This is a genomic window from Photobacterium angustum (genome assembly GCF_003026365.1).
Lineage (GTDB): Bacteria > Pseudomonadota > Gammaproteobacteria > Enterobacterales > Vibrionaceae > Photobacterium > Photobacterium angustum.
On record NZ_PYOM01000004.1, the window covers coordinates 29,263 to 49,378 of the forward strand.

Consider the following 20,116-nt stretch of genomic DNA (forward strand, 5'->3'; position numbering starts at 1 on the left):
CGAATCTCTAGAATATGGCGGAGAGATAGGGATTTGAACCCTAGATACGCTATAAACGTATGCCGGTTTTCAAGACCGGTGCTTTCAACCACTCAGCCATCTCTCCGTAAGTGCGGCGAATAATACCTAGCAATCACTCACCTGTAAAGCCTATTTTTAAACAAACCCACCATTCGTTTAAAAAACAGGCTTTAGCGCGCATTTTCACTTAAATATCATACGCAAAAAGTTCTAATTTTATTTATCCCGCTAATTTTTCAGCATTAATCTGTGCTTCAAGTTTTTCTCGACCCTGAGGTGTTATACGTAAACATTCTTCAAATTGACTAAAACGCTGACTTTCAATCTGATAATAAGCCGCCAGTAAATCAGGTTCTATCCCGACTCGCTGACGCGCTTCTTTTAAACTTAAATCCATTAGTTCTGCACAATTAATGGTATCTAATGGCTGACAGTCAGAAACGTATCCAAGATGCGCCGCTTTCTTAAATACAGTAATATCATCATCAGAAAATTTATACGGCCCTGGGTATAAATATTTAGCAGCAAACGCGTACATCTTCTTTTCTGCCGTTGACATTCGATTTGATGAGCCCATCGTAAAACCAATAACAAATGCCTCATCTTTCGGTAGCATTCCCCGCCCTAATAAAAGGTGAATAACATCATGATCTTCTAAGCTAACAGCGCCATTAAATAAATTGATCCCAGGGATATCAAACTTAGGGTTCTCAATTAATCTCACAATCAACGGTATATCTGCGCTGCCAGCAGCCACTGGAGCTTGAGTCGCTAAACATTCTCTAATGGTGGCATTTTCTTCCTCTAACGGTACGTACCATTTTTTCCAATGCGTGCCGTTTGCTGGTAGTAAGTTTTTCTTGATTCCATTTTCCATCTTAAATTCCTTTTCAAAGATTAAAGTTCAATTAACTGAGACAAGTTCTGTTGAATGTCTTTGCCCTTTTCAGCATCTTTAATACGGCTTTCCATTTGCTCGGTTAATTGGTCCATTTCGACAATAGATTGCGCCATTTGCGGTAAAGCTTTAACTCGATACTGGCTAATATCATTTAATGCAGCATTAATATTTGAAAAGGCTTGTTTTAACTTACTGATATCTAATTGGCTCTCAGAAGCTTGTTTTTGGATACTGACCCCTTGATCTCGAAGTTGCTCACTGGTTTGTAATATCAGATCATTAGTAGTGTCATTAACAGCTTGGGTCGCATCTAATAGTTTTTTCTGATGTTGAAGTGCAATCGACATGACTGACGCTGTTTCAAGCGCAGATACCGTCACATTTATCGCGCGATCCACACCTCGAATAAGCTCGCGGTTATTTTGCATGATAACTTCGGTGGTAATCACCGCTTGCTGATTAACAGCCAATGTTTGCTGCAAATCCATCACTCGCTGACGTAATGGAAATAACACCTGCTCTTGTAAAAACTTAACTTTGGTTTCTGTATTTTGGGCTGTCTCGATAGTTTGATTTACTTTCTCATCAAGCAATTGACCAAAGCGAACATAATCTTCAAGCAGAAATGTTAACTCACGATAACGAATTTGATCGGCTTCAAGCGTGATATTATCACGTTGTAATTGTGCTTGACCGCCTCTAAGCGATTGCACAATATCCTTAATCACACCTTCTGCCGTTTGATAACGTGAAAACCATTTCGCTATAGGGGTTCCAACAAAAGGAAGGAAACTGAGTAAACGTCGTATAGTGCCCATGGTAAAGTCAGTGCGATTAGGGTTAACCGCATTCACTTGTTGTTGCAGGTCTAATAAGCTTTTTGCTGTTCCACCACCATCTTGAGCATCATCAACTAACCTATGCAATGGGGTTTTCAATAACTGGCTACATTGAGCTAACTGACGACAACTATCTTCACCTAAAGAGGTCATCAAGTTTGTCATATCTCGTTGCTGCGATAAATCACGTTCGCCGATAGCCAATAACATTAAAACGGTTTCTTCTACTTTCGTACTGATTTTATCGTGAGTTTCAGGAACTGATACTGGAATATCTAAGGCTTGTTTTACCGTATCAGGCGTCGCTACTATAAGAGTCGTATTTTCCTGTGCCATTGTTCATCCTTAACGAGTACTGTATTTTTGTGCGCGCTGTGCAAGTAGACGTAACTCTTCCATTGCCGTTTCTAATTCCATTCCTTGCTGCGATGAAAGAAGCGATATTTGAGAAAGTTGTGTTGTGACACGATCAAGCTCTGTCATTGCTTGTTCGTTTTCGATTAATACGGTTGTGATATGCTGATGAGCATCTTTATAGATAACAATTCGGTGCTGCAAAGCATCTATTTTTTGTTCTAGTAAGATTTGAGGTGATGTGGTTTGTGTTAATTGGCAGCTAAGATCACTGAGTTGTTGTTGAATATAATCAATATCAATACCTGAGACAGCTTTAGTATTTACAATCACTGTCTGCAAATTATCTAACGCTCCAACAAAGACAGCTTCAGCCATAGTGATATAGCGTGAATACGCTAATTCATCTTTATTTAAGACCCTATCTAATACCTGCTGGAATGCATTGAATTTTAAACTTAATTGATCAACTTGCTTTAGCGCATCTTGCTGTTTGATTTGGCTTAGCTCTTGCTTTAAATCAACCAGCGTTTGCTCTCGTTGTTGTAATAAACTGCGATGATATTTCTCAACAATAGCCTTAGCATGAGAATTATAATTAACTTTATATCCCCACAGTAATTTACTAAAGCATAATGCAGTAGCTGCAATCGTGATTCCCCAGCTCAATAATTCACCAGAGAACAATAAGCTATATACGGCCCCAATCACGCCCACAACACCACTATATATAACTATCGGATGTTGAATACTGTTTGAAATTACCTGATTTTTTATAGCTTGAGGCGACAGAATATCCAATCTACTTCCTTTTAATAGGTTTCACTCATCAACGCAATTTCAACGCGCATTAATCTATTGGCATAACGACGCTGACTTTCCCCACTTAATTGAACTAATGGTTCATCACTTCCTTTACCAACCGCATGAATACGACTGGCTTCAAAGCCGAGTTGATTCACCAAATAGCTTTTTACCGCCTTTGCACGTTTTGCCGATAACTCGATATTTAACGCTTTATCACCACGTAAACCGGTATGACCTTCAACTAAAATTCGAAAATTCGGGTAATGCGATAAACTTTCAGCAGTAAGATGAAGTTGCTGTTGACCGTTTGGTGTTAATCGTTCACTACCACTCGAAAAAATAACGGGACGGGTTTTCAACGTGCCAATTTCACTCATATGCGCCCATTGTTTTTCACTTAACGCTACAAATACATGGCTAACAGGTTTATGTGATGGTTCATTTAAAGCAATATCATTAAGTGATTGTTGTACAGTTTGAATAGGAGGGGAATGTATTATCCGATAGGGATCATTATTGGGTAGCCACTGTTGCGGCACTGCTGATGTATCATTGATTATTGAAATAGTGCTATCGATAGTATCGAGCAGTAACTGGGATTGACTAAACCAAGCAGAGACGTTGTCGTTGAGCCCTATCCATCGTACACCGTTAAGCAACTGCTTCACCTGACTATTCGGTAAATCTGTAATACTTTCGAGCTCTTTAACTAATACGTTAGGGTTATCACGATAATATTTAAGTACCTTAAAATAGGTTGCTAATAAGCTATCAAGTATTTCAGGCTTATTTTTAATCACGACTTTATTGGCAAGAAGTACATCAACAATTAAGTTTTTCGTATCATCAGTACTAATAATGGTTTCAAAATTACCTTCGGCAAGCGCGGTTGACACGTCAGGCTCCCACAATACGGCAACATCTAATTTGCCTTCTATTAATTGTGATAACGCATCGCTTGAGCCAGCAGTCGCAACTCGTTTAACGTTGTTAGATTTAAAAAGATTAAGATCGAAGTGAGAAGATATCGCGCTCAGTAAGTGTTCACTGGGTGAATCATGAGTGTAACCAATCGATAAGGATTTATTCGTTTTCAAATCATTGATCGACGTAACAACATCGGTATTCGCGACAATAGCATCGCCACCATGTGACTCATCAATGACAGCAACGATACTGGCTGGGTAACGGTATACTTTACCAGATGTAATATAAGCATCCACACTTGCAACGGCAAAATCTAATTCACCGTTTGCTATACCTTCCATACGTTGGGAGTAATCAGCGCCATCATCAATACAAGATAAACGATAACCTTCATTGCGTAATAATCGACGCATTTCTTTAGAGCATAGCGGGTAATAGCCAACCCAGTTATCCATCCCTATTTTTATTACACCTTTGGTATTACGCGCATCCGATGTATCAGCATAAACATGATCATCAATATGGGGCTGTAAAAACTTATAGCTAATTAAACCCATTACCCCTAGCACTAAAATAAAAAGAGCAAACTTACTATGCTTTTGCATATATGACCTTTTTCTTAATTAAAACTAGCGACATCAAACTCTGCAGATTCTGCTAATACATTTTTTAGCCCTGCTAACAGTTTTTCTGGGTTATTAGCCGATTGGTAATAGGTGATCCCTTTTGCATTAAGCGCATGTTGCTCACCAATGCAAAAGCCTATGGTATGAATGGTAACGGGTGAGTCACGGTAGATACGATTAATCGCAGGTTGTGGATTTTCTCCCTGGCTTGCATCACCATCGGTAACAATCACAACGTTATATTCCCCATAACCCAATTGTTTACTGGCTTGACGCTCTAATGCTGCGTAGCTCGAATCTAGAGAGCTTTTTAATGGTGTTGCACCACCAGCTGTTACGTCATAAATCGCTTGTTTTAATGTCGCTCGATTATTATTGCCAAGTGGTACACGCAATGACGCATCTTTATTATCAAATACATATAACCCGACATTGGCTGAATTAGGAATATCGTTAATAAAAGTTTGTATTGCTTGCTTTGCCGCGACAATTTTCTTTTGCCCATTACCACAATTAGTATTATCCATCGAACCGCTACCATCAAAAATTAGTAGGTAGTTAGTCGCCAGCCAATTATCGGAAACGAGTGCATTATCATTATTTAATGCTGGCCAATCATTTTTTAATGCGTCAAATCCATATCCACTTGATGCATCTGTTTTTTTTATCTGTGCACTACTGTCTTTTGATCCTGTCGAGTTAACCCCAGAGCTCGGTTTAAAAAACACCACAGCAAAAGCAATAAGGCAGCAAGAATAAATTATAAATCTCATATCATGCCCACTTATAAAGGTTGGAATACATCAGATTCAGCTTCTAACTGAATAATACGAAAGACGACACGCATATTTGATCGCCACTCAGATTCAGTTGCAGGAGCACAAGGTTCATTACCACACATCCCTGTTTTTGGATTACCAAAACCATGACCAACTAAAGCAAACTGACTCGCATCTAAAGCAATGCCTTGATCGGTAGCGTATGTTAATACGCTTTGTTTAACGCTTTGCGCACGCGATAAGCTGATATTGCGGTTGGATTGTTTAATGCGGTTTAACACCACACCGGTTTCGCCTTTTTTCTTAGAGCGTAAGTATTTCAAAGGATCACTGTGACCTTCAACAGTGATCACCGCACCACCATAAGTAGAGGCCAATTCAATTACACGCTTAAACTCTGTTTGATATAGCGACGAATTAAAGTTGTTTTGGTTAGGCTGAAAAGCGACTTCAAAAGAAAACAGTTCGCCATCTGCCAATGAATTCTGTTGCTGTTTCTTTGCAACCACTGAAGCGACACGCTCACTGTTAAAACGTGATTTATTATTAAACTCAATATCAGCACCTAATTGGGTAAAATCCCAATTTGCCAATTGAGGAAGTGAGGAAGCTGACGTTAAACCGAGTCGCTTTAACGTCGTTTGGATTTCTTTACTGACTTTCGTAATATTTCTTGGGTACGCCATGTCACTAAACAATTGCTTATTAGCGTTAATATCTAAATGCTCTGCGTCAGCATAAAGCCCTTTTATGTCTTCTATTGCATCGGGAGAATCAAGCAACAGATCAGCAGAATAAGACAATAACGGTGTCAATTTTGCGCTTTGAGCGTTCGCATTATTAAACAAAACCTTCACTTCATCTGTTGCGCTATTTAACGCTTTTACAAAATTCATTACGTCACTGCGATGGCTATTAAAATAATCCGCTCGCACCGCATAAACATCCGCTATCACTCGGTTAGCCGTTTTAGTTGACATTAATATCTTCGCGCCTTTAACCGAATCTTCAGATCCAGTACCTACAGCTCCCCCCGATGTCAGTGCTAACGCATCAGGTAGAATTACAAATACAGCATCGACATCATTTTCATATAGCGCACTGGCTGGGCTATTATTCGTTCCAGTAAGATCGGGCAACCATTTAATGGTGACATCATCAGGTGTTAATCCTGCATCTTTTAATACAGCTCCCATATAATCCACATGCGGACCATACGCTTGAAGCGCAATCGTCTTACCTTTTAAATCTGCCACGGTACGAATAGTTGGTTTAACAACTAAAGCATCACCACCTGATGACCAAGATAATTGATGAATAATAATAGGGGTAACAGAAGGATTGCTGACGAGTAAATCAGAAGCGGCATTAACCATCCCTAATGTTCCGCGAAGGTATGGCGTTTTTCCTGATAGGTAATTCGTGAGCTGATCTGAAAATTTATCATTTCGATTTAATCTAAATTTCAGTCCATAACTAGAAAAAAGAGAATTACTTGAGGTGATCGATTGGCTACCATTCGCATAAATCGTATTAATATCTGCGCCCCAAGTAATCACTGGCAGTTCAAAAGTCTGTTCATTAACTTTTGAAACTGGCGTATTAATAAGTTGGGCAAGTGGTATTGGATTTATATATTGGGGTTTTGCTGCAGCAAACGTTGAAATCAATACAGCCAACAAAAAAAGCCAATACCGAAAATATCTGATCATCAATCCCATTGTTTTCCCCATTACAACAGTCAAAAACGTAACTACGCTTTTTTGAGTAATAGGTACCATACCGGATAAAAAATACGCGTCAGGCTTGTAGCACGAAACATATGCCAATTTGCGATTGAATTCATAGTAATTATATAAACGATTTTTTGACTTTCAGTTTTTCTAGATAACGCGCATTGAATACTCATTCATCAAAAGCAATAAAACTTGCTTATAAATATGTATTTTAATGTCATTCATTCACTACCAATGCAATCGTTGTGCGTTTTGTTTGAGTCATGTCCGTATATTGTTAACTCAACGTCAAATCAACCCGCGCAATAAAACACCTTTCAATTCCATGACATTTAGCTTGTGAATGCATCATATTCTCCCCATCAGCAGTTAGTGACATTCAAGAGTTAGAGTATTAACTCTTGAAAAATCAATAAAAACATAAAGGAAATTATGATGAAAAAGATTCTATTACCATTAGCACTTGTTCTTACAACAGCATCTGGCGTAGCACTTGCCGATCAGACAGGTCCATACGTAGGTGCAAGCCTTGGTAATGCAACAACGGATCTTAAAGCTGACCATTGGGAACATAACTACGACGAAAATGTAGTTGCATACGGCTTATACGGTGGTTACAACTTCACTGAAAATCTTGGTCTTGAAGCAACATTAGGCCAAACTGGCGAACAAGATAACATTAAAAAAGGTTACGCGACTCTGACTCCTCGCGTAATGATGCCACTTAATGATCAGTTATCCCTATTTGCAAAAGCAGGTGTCGCTTACGTTGCTGTTGATGGCGATTACGATGGCATCGACAATATGAACCGCCACGATATTGATGTTGATGGTTTTGGCTGGACTGCGGGTGCGGGTGTTAACTTTGCCGTTGCTGAACACATCGATCTTCGTGCTGGCATTGATTATCTATCAACAGATCTTGAAAAAGCGGATAACGATAAAGATTTAAACATCGACTCAGAAACAACGATGTACTACGTAGGTGTTAACTACAATTTCTAATGTAGTGTGATCATATCTAAATCAAAAAGCCATTAACGAAAGTTAATGGCTTTTTTCATTATTGCAGTAAAGCACGTTAGATATTTTTACCCAATCTGATTTTTGTGGAATTTTTATTCGTTTACCTCACTAAAAATGAACATATGTTCAACATTAAGATCATCCGCTCAGCATTTAAAACCAAAGTTATTCTAGTTAGGAGCAACATCTCGCGGTTAACTTCAATTTAACCCACTTTTATTGGGATCCAAACAGGATTTATTCGCATTTTGAATTGACAAAAACACTGAAAAAGTCAATTATCAATTCATCAAATGCTCTTACATAAACCATTCGCTCACAATGTGTGTAAATGGCTTTGTATGAACAGGTTAAGAATAAGTAATAAATTCTTTTGAGCATGACAGCATTTCACGTTATAAATAGTGGCTGGCATGGCATGAGCCCTATAGATAAGGTCAATAGATATGAGCACAAAATTAGAACAACTACGCGCACTAACTACTGTTGTAGCAGATACTGGCGATATTAAAGACATTAAAAAATACCAACCAGAAGACGCGACAACTAACCCATCTTTGATCTTAAAAGCGGCACAAATCGCTGAATACGCACCACTTATCGATGCTTCTATCGCTTATGCAAAAGCACAAGGTGATGATAAAGCACAACAAGTACAAGATACTTGCGACATGCTTGCAGTAAGCATTGGTAAAGAAATTCTTAACGTTGTACCAGGCCGTATTTCAACTGAAGTTGATGCACGCCTTTCTTACGATACAGAAGGCAGTGTTACTAAAGCACGTCAACTTATCAAAATGTACAACGATGCTGGTATCAGCAACGATCGTATCCTAATCAAACTAGCTTCTACTTGGGAAGGTATCCGTGCAGCGGAAATCCTAGAAAAAGAAGGTATCAACTGTAACCTAACGCTTCTATTCTCTTTTGCGCAGGCTCGTGCTTGTGCTGAAGCTGGCGTATTCCTTATTTCGCCATTCGTTGGTCGTATTATGGACTGGTACAAAGCGAAAGAAGGTCGTGATTTTGCACCACAAGAAGATCCAGGTGTGATTTCTGTAACGAATATCTATAACTACTACAAAGAACACGGTTACAATACCGTAGTTATGGGCGCAAGCTTCCGTAATACTGGTGAAATTCTTGAACTAGCAGGTTGTGACCGTTTAACGATTAGTCCACAACTTCTTCAAGAACTAGAAGAAGCACAAGGTGACGTTGTTGAGAAATTAAAAGCAACAACTGATCTGAAAGATCGCCCGGCAGCAATGACACATGCTGAGTTCCTATGGGAACATAATCAAGATCCAATGGCAGTTGAGAAACTAGCGGAAGGTATCCGTAACTTCGCAATTGACCAAGGTAAACTTGAAGCTATGATTGCAGAGCGTCTTTAATCGCTTAATTAAGTATTCCAGAAAGCGGCCTTTGCCGCTTTCTTAAGTTTAAATCTCATATATTTGGTGGAAACACTATGGAACATAAAATGTTAGCGAATGCGATTCGTGCTCTAAGCATGGATGGTGTACAACAAGCAAATTCTGGTCACCCTGGCGCACCTATGGGTATGGCAGATATCGCTGAAGTACTTTGGCGTGGTCACATGAATCACAACCCACAAAACCCACAGTGGGCTGATCGCGACCGTTTTGTATTATCAAACGGCCACGGTTCAATGCTTATCTATTCGCTACTTCACCTTACAGGTTACGATCTTTCTATCGATGATCTGAAGAATTTCCGTCAACTTCACTCTAAAACACCGGGTCACCCAGAATATGGTTACGCACCAGGTGTTGAAACAACAACAGGTCCTTTAGGCCAAGGTATTACTAATGCGGTTGGTATGGCACTTGCTGAAAAAGCAATGGCTGCACAATTTAACCGTGAAGGTCATGACGTTGTTGATCACTACACATACTCTTTCCTTGGTGATGGCTGTCTAATGGAAGGTGTTTCTCACGAAGCATGTTCACTAGCAGGTACATTAGGTCTTGGTAAACTGATCGCATTCTGGGATGACAACGGTATTTCTATCGATGGTCACGTTGAGGGTTGGTTCACTGATAATACGCCTGAGCGTTTTGAATCCTACGGCTGGCATGTAATTCCTGCTGTTGATGGTCACGATGCAGCAGCTATTAATGCCGCAATTGAGGCGGCTAAAGCTGAAACAGGCAAGCCAACACTTATTTGTTGCAAAACGATCATTGGTTTTGGTTCTCCAAACAAATCTGGCTCTCACGACTGTCACGGTGCTCCACTAGGCGCTGATGAAATTAAAGCAGCACGTGAATTCCTAGGTTGGACTTACGGCGCATTTGAAATCCCAGCAGAAATCTACGCTGAGTGGGATGCGAAAGAAGCAGGTAAAGTGAAAGAAGCTGCATGGGATGAGAAGTTTGCCGCATACGCTGCTGCTTACCCTGAACTAGCTGCTGAATTCAAACGTCGTATGAACGGCGAGCTACCAGCAAACTGGGAACAAGTGACATCTGAAGTTATTGCAGATCTTCAAGCAAACCCTGCAAATATTGCTTCTCGTAAAGCATCACAAAACGCACTTGAAGCATTCGGTAAAATTCTACCTGAGTTCATGGGCGGTTCTGCAGACCTTGCACCATCAAACCTAACTATGTGGTCTGGCTCTAAGTCAGTAACACCAACAGATGCATCTGGCAACTACATTCACTACGGTGTACGTGAATTTGGTATGACTGCGATGATCAATGGTATCGCACTACACGGTGGTTTCGTTCCTTACGGTGCAACATTCCTAATGTTTATGGAATATGCACGTAATGCAATGCGTATGGCTGCACTGATGAAAATTCAGAACATTCAAGTTTACACGCACGATTCAATCGGTTTAGGTGAAGATGGTCCTACACACCAACCTGTAGAGCAGATTGCTTCTCTACGCCTAACACCAAACATGAGCACATGGCGCCCATGTGACCAAGTTGAATCAGCAGTGGCTTGGAAATACGCAATCGAGCGAAAAGATGGCCCAACATCGCTAATCTTCTCTCGTCAAAACCTAACACAACAAGATCGTGACGCTGCACAAGTAGCTAACATCGCTAAGGGTGGTTACATCCTTAAAGACTGTGAAGGCAAACCTGAGCTAATTTTAATTGCAACAGGTTCAGAAGTAGGTATTGCAGCAGAAGCATACGCGCAACTAACGACTGAAGGTCGTAAGGTACGCCTTGTTTCTATGCCTGCAACAGATCTGTTTGACAAGCAAGATGCAGCATACCGTGAAAGCGTATTACCTTCAGATGTAACTGCACGTATTGCTATTGAAGCAGGTATTGCTGATTACTGGTACAAGTATGTTGGTTTCGATGGTCGTATCATTGGTATGACAACATTTGGTGAATCAGCACCAGCTGAAGAGCTATTTAAAATGTTTGGCTTTACAACAGATAATATTGTTGAAACAGCAAAAGAATTATTAGCATAATCGCTTAATAATCATGAAAAAGCCGAGCTTTAAAGCTCGGCTTTTTACTTTAATCAAATAATAAAATGTACTAAATGTTACATATTCAAAGCTACTGATTAGAAACATTAACCTGTAATAGCTCTTCTCCATTCACTTCAAAGCGCAACTTTAAGTGCCCTTCCGTTGATGAATCTTTAATTAATTTAATCCCTTTACCTGCAAATCTTTGGCTTATCAATCCATGTATGTCATTGATTAAATTGATTTTATCTTCATTGGATAACACTGATTGTGATGTGGTTTTATAGGTGTTAAAAAACATAATTTAAGCTCTGATTAGACCTTTAAGCACCCTATGTCAAAGTTGCATATTTTGACAATTTTATTTTGTTGATAAATGTAACGATTAATTGATTTATTACTTTGAGGATTTAGTAATTAAAATGAATAAAGCTAAATTAATATACCTATTTTGTTATCTCGGCAATTACCAAAAATAAAACTTTTGATTATAAAAACGTGTATTGTTCAAATTTAAAATAAGCGTAAATTTAAATCCATAGACAGACACCAACTTATTTTTAACGCTGTTTATCAAAGGATTTAGTTATGGCACATTTTAATAGTCAAGAGCACAAAGGTTCACAAGGCGGTCATCAACATGGCGCTGAATTTGAGCATGAAAAAATGGAACGTCGTTACGATGACGGTGCTGAGCATAAACATAACCGTGATCATCATGAAATGCGTGATCATGAGAAAAGTCACCCACATACACAACATGGCGGTGATCCTGTAGGCCATAAGCACCCAGAACAAACTCATAGCGATCGTCATGAGCATGATGAACATCGTCATCATAAAACTAAAGAGCATGACCATAAAGAGTCATCTCGTTTACACCACAAAACATCAACTAAATAATACTATTTAGCTGAGATATTGTTCTTATTTAAATAAGAACAATATAAAAAGATTAAGAGCCCAATTAATGAAAGTATATTTTTATTAATTGGGTTTTTCTATTTATGTTATTAATTTTTAATTAAGTAAGGCTCAATAAAATCTAGTACTTCATTTTCACAAAGCCCAACTTCAACCTCAATACCCGCCTCTTTTAAAACCGCGATACCTTTACCACTATTGCGGCTGTCTGGATCCAGTGTTGCAACCACAACTTTCTTAATACCTAATTCAACCAATGTATGGGCACAAGAAGGTGTACGTCCGACGAATGAGCACGGCTCTAAAGTCACATAAGCAGTTACGTCCGTAAAAGAACCATTATAATTAGCTAGCGCCATCGCTTCAGCATGGTGTTGCCCTGGCGGCTGAGTAAATCCTTCACTCACAATCTCACCCTCTTTAACTAATACACACCCTACTGGAGGATTCGGGCGACAGGCTGGTAATGATTGATGAGATAATAAAAGTGCACGCATCATAAATGCTTGTTCTTGAAAATCGTGGTTCATGGTTTCAATACACCTTCGAATAAAACTTCTAGTGTAAGCTGAAACATAAAAAAAAGCATTTGTGAAAAATAACGTATTTATTTCTAATCAAATGTCATTTAATTATGAATGAAATATGAATACCTCCATCATTATTAATTCAGCGGAAATATCGTTTACTGTATCCTTCTTAATATTGAGAGACAACCATGAAACGCGTTATCACGACTCTAGTCTTATCATTAACACTGCATTCGTTATCAGCTTTTGCCATGACCGACAGTTCACCACAATATACCCAACAGATCACAGATAATACGATTAAGTATCTGGACCATACTCAGCAATTAAATACCAATCAGCAACAGCAAAGCCATGTGTTGACGACAATAAATAACAATAATTACTTATCAACCACAGGCCATAAGGAAGGTCATTTAGAAAGAAACCGGTGGGAAGAAACCCGTATAAGCCGAAGCAACAACCGTTATCGAGAAGAACATAAGAATAAATAATCTCATTCATCAGCCCAAGTTTGAATCATTCAACCTTGGGCTTTTAGTTAAGAACGTAACGAACGTTATATTATCAACAACCCAATAATGGTTTTCAGTCCATAACGCCTGTCAATAAATAATCGGAACAATGTCTACCATTTATACCGTAAACATATAAAACATTGTAAAATAACTGACTTATAAGAGATATTATCTACTTTTAACAAAAACACACTGTATAATTACTATTCACAACATTAGTTCATTTACAGTTCAGAAAAGCTATGCTTTTATACCTCCTCGCAAAAATAAGCTAGTGCTGATTGCACTCACTAAAAATAAGAACTGACGAGCATTCCAGATTTATGTCTACGTTAAACACGACGATTTTGAGAAAATTTATTAATTCTCGCTATATTAGTATTGCAGGTATTTCTCTTATCACCGTTGCTGCAGCTTTATCTATCAATACAGCGACACCTCATCAAAATTATAAAGAAATAAAACTTTCTATCCCAGCCACTCCAAAGGTGGTATTACCTGCTTTGTCATCAAAAGTAATGCAGAAAACAGTCGATTTACCACCGACTTATGAATATAAGATTAAAAATGGTGACACCCTAAGTGGCATCTTTGCGAGAATGTCTATCCCCTATTCTGATGTTCAGTCCATCATGGAGGCTGACTTAAACACACTTCAAATTGACAAACTTCAACCAGGTAATATCTTACGTTTTTGGGTTAATGAAAGTGATCATAAACTAAATAAGTTAGAGCTTGAATTTAGCTTAGCACAGCGAATTGATTACATTCGTACTAAAGATGGTAATTTCGACGTAAAAGAAATTACTTTACCTGGTGTATGGCGAGAGACTGTTGCAACAGGAACTATCCATGGTAGTTTTAGTGCGTCAGTACGTAAAGCTGGCGTCTCACATAGTGAAGCTCAAGAAATTATGTCTATCTTAAAAGATAAATTAAATTTTAGTCGTGACCTAAAATCAGGAGATTCATTTGAAGTTGTTACCAAACGTAAATATATAAAAGGTCAAGCTACAGGTGACAGTGATTTACAAGCTATTCGGATTTATACGGGTAAACGCTATATAACAGCTTACCTGCATTCTGATGGTAACTTTTATGATGAAAATGGTGATAGCTTACAACGTGCATTCCTTCGTTATCCTACAGCAAAATTTTACCGTATCAGTTCGCCATTCAACCCTAATCGCGTTCACCCGGTTACTGGACGTCGCCAACCACATAATGGTGTTGATTTTGCAGCACCATCAGGCACGCCAGTACTAGCAACAGGTGATGGTGTTGTAACGTTAGTGACTAACCACCCTTATGCAGGGCGTTATGTCGTCATTAAACACAGTGCTAACTACAGCACTCGTTACTTACATAACAGCCGTATTTTGGTTAAGAAAGGTCAGCATGTTAAACGTGGTCAAGAAATTGCGATATCAGGAAGCACAGGCCGTGTAACAGGCCCACACATTCACTATGAATTCTTAATTCGAGGAAAAGCAGTAAACCCAATGACAGCAAAGATTCCATTGGCTGCGTCTGTTCCTCGTAAAGAAAAGAAAGAATTTGAAGGCGAGGTTGCTAAATATAATACCTTGATTAAACAATCAACCGAACAAGATAAAAACCAAATCGCAAGTGTGACAAAATAATACATCTGGTTTTTAGTTCAATCATCATAAAACAATCGAAAAGCACTTCTGAATAGAAGTGCTTTTTATTTCATATCAAACATAACAATTCTCCAGCCAGTATCTATTACGAGAATCATTTTTAATAAATCTAGCATTACGATAATAACAACTTAATATAACAACATAGATACATTTAGAAACATTTTACTCGGTAAATATCACTGTTTTTGTGACAATGCCATATATTTATAAAATGAATATACGCTTATTCTTTTGCCATTGTATGCGCCATGATTGACCTCCTTGTGTTATCGGCATCCAACAATTTTCTATTCTTATATACACTACCGAATACAGGAAGTATCTATGGCTAAGAAAACGCCACCTTTTGAATTTGCTGGCTTATCAATTGACGCGGGTAAACACATTAATTGTGAATTAGAGATTGCTCGTCTTTATACTCACTCACCTCTTTCGGTTTCTGTTGATATCCTTCATGGTAAACACCCAGGCCCCGTCTTATTAATCAATGCGGCTATTCATGGTGATGAATTGAATGGTATTGAGGTTGTACGTCAAGTCATTGAAAAGATAGATTTAAATAAACTTCACGGAACAATTATTGCAGTACCTGTAGTTAACGTTTTTGGCTTTATTCATAAATCTCGCTACTTACCCGATCGTCGAGATTTGAACCGTTGCTTCCCTGGTTCTGAGCGGGGTTCAATTGCAGGTCGCATGGCTTACCAATACTTTAATCAAGTGGTTCGTCGTGCATCTCATGTTATCGATCTACATACAGCTGCAATTTACCGCACTAACTTACCTCAAATTAGAGCTAACCTTGAAAACCCATTAGCTAAAGATATGGCAATGGCATTTGGCTCACCCGTTGTTGTTGACGCAAGTCTGCGCGAGGGCTCATTACGAGCAGCTGCTGAAGAGTTTAACATACCCGTGATCACATTTGAGGCAGGTGAAGCGTTACGTCTTGATCCACATGCAGTAGGATCTGGCGTTCAAGGCGTATTGAAGGTAATGCGCCATCTAAATATGCTACGCACTAGCCGTAGCAAAAAAGTTATTGAACCAATGGTGCCAAAAGCAACACGTTGGATTCGTGCCGACTATGATGGCTTGCTTCGATCCCATGTGGCCTTGGGTGAGAAGGTATCGAAAGATCAAGTCATCGCCACTATTAGCGATCCTGCAGGAAGCAGTGAAGCGCCTGTTATTGCTCCACAAGGTGGGATCGTCATTGGTCAGCAAACATTGCCTTTAGTTAACGAAGGTGATGCTATTTTCCATATTGCTTTCTTTGAAGAACCTGATGGCTTAGTTGAAGAGCAAGTGGAAAGTTACCTTGATGATGCCATCGAAGAATTAGATGATGAGCTAAAATGGGGTATGACAAACTAATTTAGCTATTAGAGCTTCATTGTAAAACACACAGCATAAAAAAGGCTAAGTGCGCACACTTAGCCTTTCATTTTTATATTAAGCCAATAACGGCAAAACAAAAAATATCATTACCAATCAAAGAGCTTATCAAAGAAGCCTTCGACTTTTTTCTGCACTTCTTTCGCTTGTTGCTTCACAGCTTGTACCTGACAGTTTTGTTTAAGATCACCATTAGGATCCCAAATAGGCATTCGTGTTGTACCTGAACAATCTTCAACATAGGTACCGTTCGCTGCTACCGTATATTTCTCTCCTTCCAATTCTGAAGGTTGAGTTAAGACTAATGGCTCAGGTTTGCGGTGCTGAATGTAATCAGTATATAAACGCAATGCGCCTGTCGCACCCGTTAAGTGTGCAGTTTTATTATCATCGCGTCCCATCCATACAGTTACAACTTCACGCCCATCGATACCGACATACCAGCTGTCTTTACCATCATTTGTAGTACCCGTTTTACCGGCTAGGTGGCTATTAGGGAACAATTTATTCAATGAATGAGCAGTACCAAATTTGACTGTATCTTGCAGCGCATACATAGTCAGCCATGCAGCCTGACTTGGCACTACTGATGAAGCTTTAGGCCAATTTTGGTACAGCACTTTGCCATCTTCATCAACCACGGCATTTAATGCCGTTAATGGCGCTAAATAGCCATTATTACCAATTGCTTGGTACATCTGAGTAACTTCAAATGGTGACAAGGCCATCGAACCTAAAAATAGTGATGGTACTTGAGGGATTTCTTCAAGTGGTATCCCTAATTTTGTTAATGTCGTTGAGACTTTTTCAACTCCCAAAGCCATACCTAAATTAACCGTCGGAACATTGTATGATTTAGCTAACGCCACAAATAAAGGCACTTCACCACGATACTTACGATCATAGTTCCGAGGACTCCATACCGCACCATCTTGCATCTTAATAGAAAGAGGCTGATCTTTAAGTGAAGTTGCAAGCGTGTATTGCTCTGGGTCTTCTAATGCTGACAAGTAAACAGATGGTTTCACTACCGAGCCAATTTGACGTTGAGCATTTATCGCACGATTATAGCCAGGGAAATTAGGATTACTTCCCCCAATCATAGCGCGGATTTCCCCCGTAGTACGATCAGCAATCACCATCGCTGTTTGTAGATCTTTACCCGAACGCTTTTCCACTAACGGGATCATTTTCTTCACCGATTCTTCGGCTAACTTTTGCGATTGAGGGTCCAGTGAAGTAAACAGACGTAAGCCTTTACCTTCTTCAAAAGCATCACCTACTTTTTGCTCTAATTCACGTTTAATTTGATCAAAGTACGCAGGTTGACGCTTTGCAAGTTGTCCTTTTGATTGAATATCCAACGGTAATTTTATTGATGCTTGATATTCTTTATCCGTTAACAGTTTATTGTCTAACATGATTTTTAATACCACGTTACGACGATCTTTTGCACGCTCAGGGTTGCGCCAAGGATTGTAGTAAGACGGACCTTTTACCAAACCAATTAACAATGCTAATTGATCAGGGCGCAATTCCGACAATGGGCGATCAAAGTAATAACGAGATGCCAAAGCAAAACCATGAATGCCGCGACCTGCATATTGGGCGAGATAAACTTGGTTCATGTAAGCATCAAGTACTTCTTCTTTGCCATATTTATAATCGATGATAATCGCCATATAGGCTTCTTTAAATTTACGCCATAAACTGCGCTCACTCGATAAAAACATATTTTTAGCAAGTTGCTGCGTTAGCGTACTACCACCTTGAACTGTGTGACCCGCTTTGATATTAGCGACAAAAGCACGAGCAATACCCACTAAAGAAATGCCATCATGCTCATAGAAATGACGATCTTCAGTATCAACAAGACCTTCGACTAGTAGCTTAGGCATTTTATCTTCAGGGAGATAAATTCGTTGCTGGTCATTTTTCGCTTCTAACATTCCCAGCATTTTGGGATCGATATGAAGGAAACCAAGCTCTTTATTTGTATCAAGATCCTTGATTTGGCTGATCCCTTCACTGTTGAATGTCACAACAACATGACGAGCGCCTTCCGCACCCTCTTTAAAATTAAATGGTCGACGAACAAATTCAACAGACCAGCCATTTGCTTTATATTCACCACTTTGATCAGGCTTAGCGACCTTTTGATAGCCCAATACTTTTAACTCATTCACTAACGAGTTATAGCTAACTGGCGCTCCAGGTTGAAGAGCAAGCTCGCGAGCGTAAACCACCGAAGGTAATTGCCACAGTTGACCTGCAAATTTCTCACTGATGGTTTTGTTTAAATTATTACCAAGATAGGCCATACCCAAGCCACCAATAATGGCAACAGTAAGAATACTACGCTTAATTAATTTACGCGTTGATGATGGCTGTGGCTTATCCTGTTGATTATCAGGCTGATGTTTATTTGATGTCATTCATTCTTCCAATTTAACAGCAACGACTTTTCTAAAAAATAATTATCAAACAATAAGATAAATGAGACGGCTGTTAAATTACTACCTTATATAAAATCAATATAGTTGGGCTAAACATAATCCTAATTATCAATGATCATGTCATCCTAGTGTCAGTTCTATATTGTATGATTTTTTCATCAAGGCTGGCAAAAAACATTATTTTATGATGATAAAAATGGCACGTTCTTTGAGCATTAATCTCCTTAGTAATGAGATTAACCTATCCTCAAAAGACAGCGTTTGATTTCGTATCATTAGGCATGACAAATGCTTTGTGGCGTAATAAGCGGTTAATTCAATCCGGCTTTGGGTCGCAATTTATTCGCAAATCATCCACAATAACGTCTTTAAGAAAGCCAGCGATCAATTCCGATCGGGCACAGGTACCATGAGATAGCTATGCAACGTGATTATACTTTAAACTGCCTATTAACAATGCCTCGTCATGAGCTTGAAGAATTTAGCTTACGCGTAATCAGCCGCATGGTGCCGGAAGATGTAATGCAGGAAATATTCACTTTTGAACAAGAAGAAGTGGATAGTGAAGAGCGCCTCAAATCAGCACAATTTGATGCAATGCTACGTATGACAGCGGTTGCTTTGGGTGAAGTCAAAGAAGCATTTTCAGAATCAGATAACGCTAAGCAAAATGTTGAGCGTATGACACGTTTAATTCTTTGGCATTTTTACGCTATTTCATTCCAGCTAGAAGAAGCCGTGACATTAGATCAGCACTGTGCTGAAGTTGAAAAGATTTTGGTCAATGCACCTGACAACGCATTTGGTTGGATCAGTGTACTGACAGAATTACTTCATCGTTATGCTGCATTAAGCCAAGAAAAATAATCATCCCTTGCGTGATTAACCGCTAAATAAAAAGGCGTACCCTTAGGATACGCCTTCTTTTTATTTTTTATTGCCGATACTAAATACTATTAATAATCGAAATCGCTGTACTCCGGACTCTCAAAACGTGAACGTGTCATACGACGTTTCTTTTTGTTACGAGATTGATTCAACTCTTGAAAATCATCATTAAATTCAGAATTGAATTTTGATTTGCTGCCCTTGTGAAACTTTTGGTCTAACTTAGCCATTTGCGATTCCTGAACTA

17 protein-coding genes and 1 tRNA gene are annotated in these 20,116 nt (G+C 39.1%); 8 read left to right on the forward strand and 10 right to left on the reverse strand.

Features of this window, described 5'->3' with window-relative positions; translation table 11 throughout:
• Window positions 1-15: 15 nt before the first annotated feature.
• The 7 genes from CTN01_RS05130 to CTN01_RS05160 all read right to left on the reverse strand — a co-directional run bounded on the left by CTN01_RS05130 (window position 16) and on the right by CTN01_RS05160 (window position 6,933).
• Window positions 16-106 (reverse strand) — tRNA-Ser (locus tag CTN01_RS05130).
• Window positions 107-241: 135 nt separating this feature from the next.
• On the reverse strand, window positions 242-898 hold the full coding sequence (locus tag CTN01_RS05135; protein ID WP_005366414.1) for a hypothetical protein: 657 nt from the start codon (window positions 896-898) through the stop codon (window positions 242-244).
• Window positions 899-918: 20 nt separating this feature from the next.
• Window positions 919-2,097 (reverse strand): toxic anion resistance protein, encoded by a 1,179-nt coding sequence (locus CTN01_RS05140; RefSeq protein WP_045148435.1) that lies wholly within the window; start codon window positions 2,095-2,097, stop codon window positions 919-921.
• Window positions 2,098-2,106: 9 nt separating this feature from the next.
• The gene (locus CTN01_RS05145) at window positions 2,107-2,916 is read right to left on the reverse strand and encodes a hypothetical protein (RefSeq protein WP_045083090.1); all 810 of its coding nucleotides are present in this window, start codon (window positions 2,914-2,916) and stop codon (window positions 2,107-2,109) included.
• Between the two features lie 11 nt (window positions 2,917-2,927).
• A complete protein-coding gene (locus CTN01_RS05150; RefSeq protein ID WP_045148436.1) occupies window positions 2,928-4,454 on the reverse strand; it encodes a phosphate ABC transporter substrate-binding/OmpA family protein in 1,527 nt (508 codons plus the stop codon).
• 14 nt (window positions 4,455-4,468) lie between these two features.
• The gene (locus CTN01_RS05155) at window positions 4,469-5,248 is read right to left on the reverse strand and encodes a vWA domain-containing protein (RefSeq protein WP_045148438.1); all 780 of its coding nucleotides are present in this window, start codon (window positions 5,246-5,248) and stop codon (window positions 4,469-4,471) included.
• 11 nt (window positions 5,249-5,259) lie between these two features.
• A complete protein-coding gene (locus tag CTN01_RS05160) occupies window positions 5,260-6,933 on the reverse strand; it encodes an ABC transporter substrate-binding protein (RefSeq protein ID WP_244156012.1) in 1,674 nt (557 codons plus the stop codon).
• A 492-nt stretch (window positions 6,934-7,425) separates the two neighbouring features.
• Here CTN01_RS05160 and CTN01_RS05165 point away from each other — a divergent pair, with 492 nt between their 5' ends.
• From CTN01_RS05165 to CTN01_RS05185, 4 genes are all read left to right on the forward strand, one after another.
• Window positions 7,426-7,995 (forward strand): outer membrane protein, encoded by a 570-nt coding sequence (locus tag CTN01_RS05165; RefSeq protein ID WP_045148442.1) that lies wholly within the window; start codon window positions 7,426-7,428, stop codon window positions 7,993-7,995.
• 467 nt (window positions 7,996-8,462) lie between these two features.
• Window positions 8,463-9,413, forward strand: a complete 951-nt coding sequence (tal, locus tag CTN01_RS05170) for a transaldolase (protein ID WP_006644397.1) — start codon at window positions 8,463-8,465, stop codon at window positions 9,411-9,413.
• 77 nt (window positions 9,414-9,490) lie between these two features.
• Window positions 9,491-11,485 carry a transketolase gene (gene tkt / locus CTN01_RS05175; protein WP_045148444.1) on the forward strand — a complete coding sequence of 665 codons (1,995 nt, stop codon included), beginning with the start codon at window positions 9,491-9,493 and terminating at the stop codon, window positions 11,483-11,485.
• 591 nt (window positions 11,486-12,076) lie between these two features.
• Window positions 12,077-12,391 (forward strand): hypothetical protein, encoded by a 315-nt coding sequence (locus CTN01_RS05185; RefSeq protein ID WP_005366435.1) that lies wholly within the window; start codon window positions 12,077-12,079, stop codon window positions 12,389-12,391.
• A 110-nt stretch (window positions 12,392-12,501) separates the two neighbouring features.
• Here the strand turns inward: CTN01_RS05185 and CTN01_RS05190 are convergent, their stop codons facing one another.
• Window positions 12,502-12,942, reverse strand: coding sequence for a bifunctional diaminohydroxyphosphoribosylaminopyrimidine deaminase/5-amino-6-(5-phosphoribosylamino)uracil reductase RibD (locus tag CTN01_RS05190; protein WP_107188425.1), 441 nt, complete (start codon window positions 12,940-12,942; stop codon window positions 12,502-12,504).
• A gap of 188 nt (window positions 12,943-13,130) precedes the next feature.
• Between CTN01_RS05190 and CTN01_RS05195 the strand changes: the two genes are divergently transcribed.
• The 3 genes from CTN01_RS05195 to CTN01_RS05205 all read left to right on the forward strand — a co-directional run bounded on the left by CTN01_RS05195 (window position 13,131) and on the right by CTN01_RS05205 (window position 16,504).
• The gene (locus CTN01_RS05195) at window positions 13,131-13,436 is read left to right on the forward strand and encodes a hypothetical protein (RefSeq protein ID WP_045148447.1); all 306 of its coding nucleotides are present in this window, start codon (window positions 13,131-13,133) and stop codon (window positions 13,434-13,436) included.
• Between the two features lie 347 nt (window positions 13,437-13,783).
• Window positions 13,784-15,103, forward strand: coding sequence for a peptidoglycan DD-metalloendopeptidase family protein (locus tag CTN01_RS05200; protein ID WP_045148449.1), 1,320 nt, complete (start codon window positions 13,784-13,786; stop codon window positions 15,101-15,103).
• Window positions 15,104-15,451: 348 nt separating this feature from the next.
• Window positions 15,452-16,504 (forward strand): succinylglutamate desuccinylase/aspartoacylase family protein, encoded by a 1,053-nt coding sequence (locus CTN01_RS05205; protein WP_045083101.1) that lies wholly within the window; start codon window positions 15,452-15,454, stop codon window positions 16,502-16,504.
• A gap of 110 nt (window positions 16,505-16,614) precedes the next feature.
• Here the strand turns inward: CTN01_RS05205 and mrcB are convergent, their stop codons facing one another.
• On the reverse strand, window positions 16,615-18,960 hold the full coding sequence (gene mrcB, locus CTN01_RS05210; protein WP_045148451.1) for a penicillin-binding protein 1B: 2,346 nt from the start codon (window positions 18,958-18,960) through the stop codon (window positions 16,615-16,617).
• A gap of 441 nt (window positions 18,961-19,401) precedes the next feature.
• Here mrcB and CTN01_RS05215 point away from each other — a divergent pair, with 441 nt between their 5' ends.
• Window positions 19,402-19,848 carry a hypothetical protein gene (locus tag CTN01_RS05215; protein ID WP_045148452.1) on the forward strand — a complete coding sequence of 149 codons (447 nt, stop codon included), beginning with the start codon at window positions 19,402-19,404 and terminating at the stop codon, window positions 19,846-19,848.
• Window positions 19,849-19,937: 89 nt separating this feature from the next.
• Here the strand turns inward: CTN01_RS05215 and CTN01_RS22720 are convergent, their stop codons facing one another.
• Window positions 19,938-20,099: a hypothetical protein gene (locus tag CTN01_RS22720; protein ID WP_005366446.1), complete on the reverse strand. Its 162-nt coding sequence runs from the start codon at window positions 20,097-20,099 to the stop codon at window positions 19,938-19,940.
• Between the last annotated feature and the right edge of the window lie 17 nt (window positions 20,100-20,116).

Excerpts from the sequence above, each read along its gene's own strand:
- CTN01_RS05150 (WP_045148436.1), bottom strand. The coding sequence starts at position 4,454 with ATGCAAAAGCATAGTAAGTTTGCTCTTTTTATTTTAGTGCTAGGGGTA.
- CTN01_RS05215 (WP_045148452.1), top strand. The coding sequence starts at position 19,402 with ATGCAACGTGATTATACTTTAAACTGCCTATTAACAATGCCTCGTCAT.
- mrcB (WP_045148451.1), bottom strand. The coding sequence starts at position 18,960 with ATGACATCAAATAAACATCAGCCTGATAATCAACAGGATAAGCCACAG.
- CTN01_RS05135 (WP_005366414.1), bottom strand. The coding sequence starts at position 898 with ATGGAAAATGGAATCAAGAAAAACTTACTACCAGCAAACGGCACGCAT.
- CTN01_RS05165 (WP_045148442.1), top strand. The coding sequence starts at position 7,426 with ATGAAAAAGATTCTATTACCATTAGCACTTGTTCTTACAACAGCATCT.
- tal (WP_006644397.1), top strand. The coding sequence starts at position 8,463 with ATGAGCACAAAATTAGAACAACTACGCGCACTAACTACTGTTGTAGCA.
- CTN01_RS22720 (WP_005366446.1), bottom strand. The coding sequence starts at position 20,099 with ATGGCTAAGTTAGACCAAAAGTTTCACAAGGGCAGCAAATCAAAATTC.
- CTN01_RS05155 (WP_045148438.1), bottom strand. The coding sequence starts at position 5,248 with ATGAGATTTATAATTTATTCTTGCTGCCTTATTGCTTTTGCTGTGGTG.
- CTN01_RS05200 (WP_045148449.1), top strand. The coding sequence starts at position 13,784 with ATGTCTACGTTAAACACGACGATTTTGAGAAAATTTATTAATTCTCGC.
- tkt (WP_045148444.1), top strand. The coding sequence starts at position 9,491 with ATGGAACATAAAATGTTAGCGAATGCGATTCGTGCTCTAAGCATGGAT.
- CTN01_RS05190 (WP_107188425.1), bottom strand. The coding sequence starts at position 12,942 with ATGAACCACGATTTTCAAGAACAAGCATTTATGATGCGTGCACTTTTA.
- CTN01_RS05205 (WP_045083101.1), top strand. The coding sequence starts at position 15,452 with ATGGCTAAGAAAACGCCACCTTTTGAATTTGCTGGCTTATCAATTGAC.
- CTN01_RS05140 (WP_045148435.1), bottom strand. The coding sequence starts at position 2,097 with ATGGCACAGGAAAATACGACTCTTATAGTAGCGACGCCTGATACGGTA.
- CTN01_RS05195 (WP_045148447.1), top strand. The coding sequence starts at position 13,131 with ATGAAACGCGTTATCACGACTCTAGTCTTATCATTAACACTGCATTCG.
- CTN01_RS05185 (WP_005366435.1), top strand. The coding sequence starts at position 12,077 with ATGGCACATTTTAATAGTCAAGAGCACAAAGGTTCACAAGGCGGTCAT.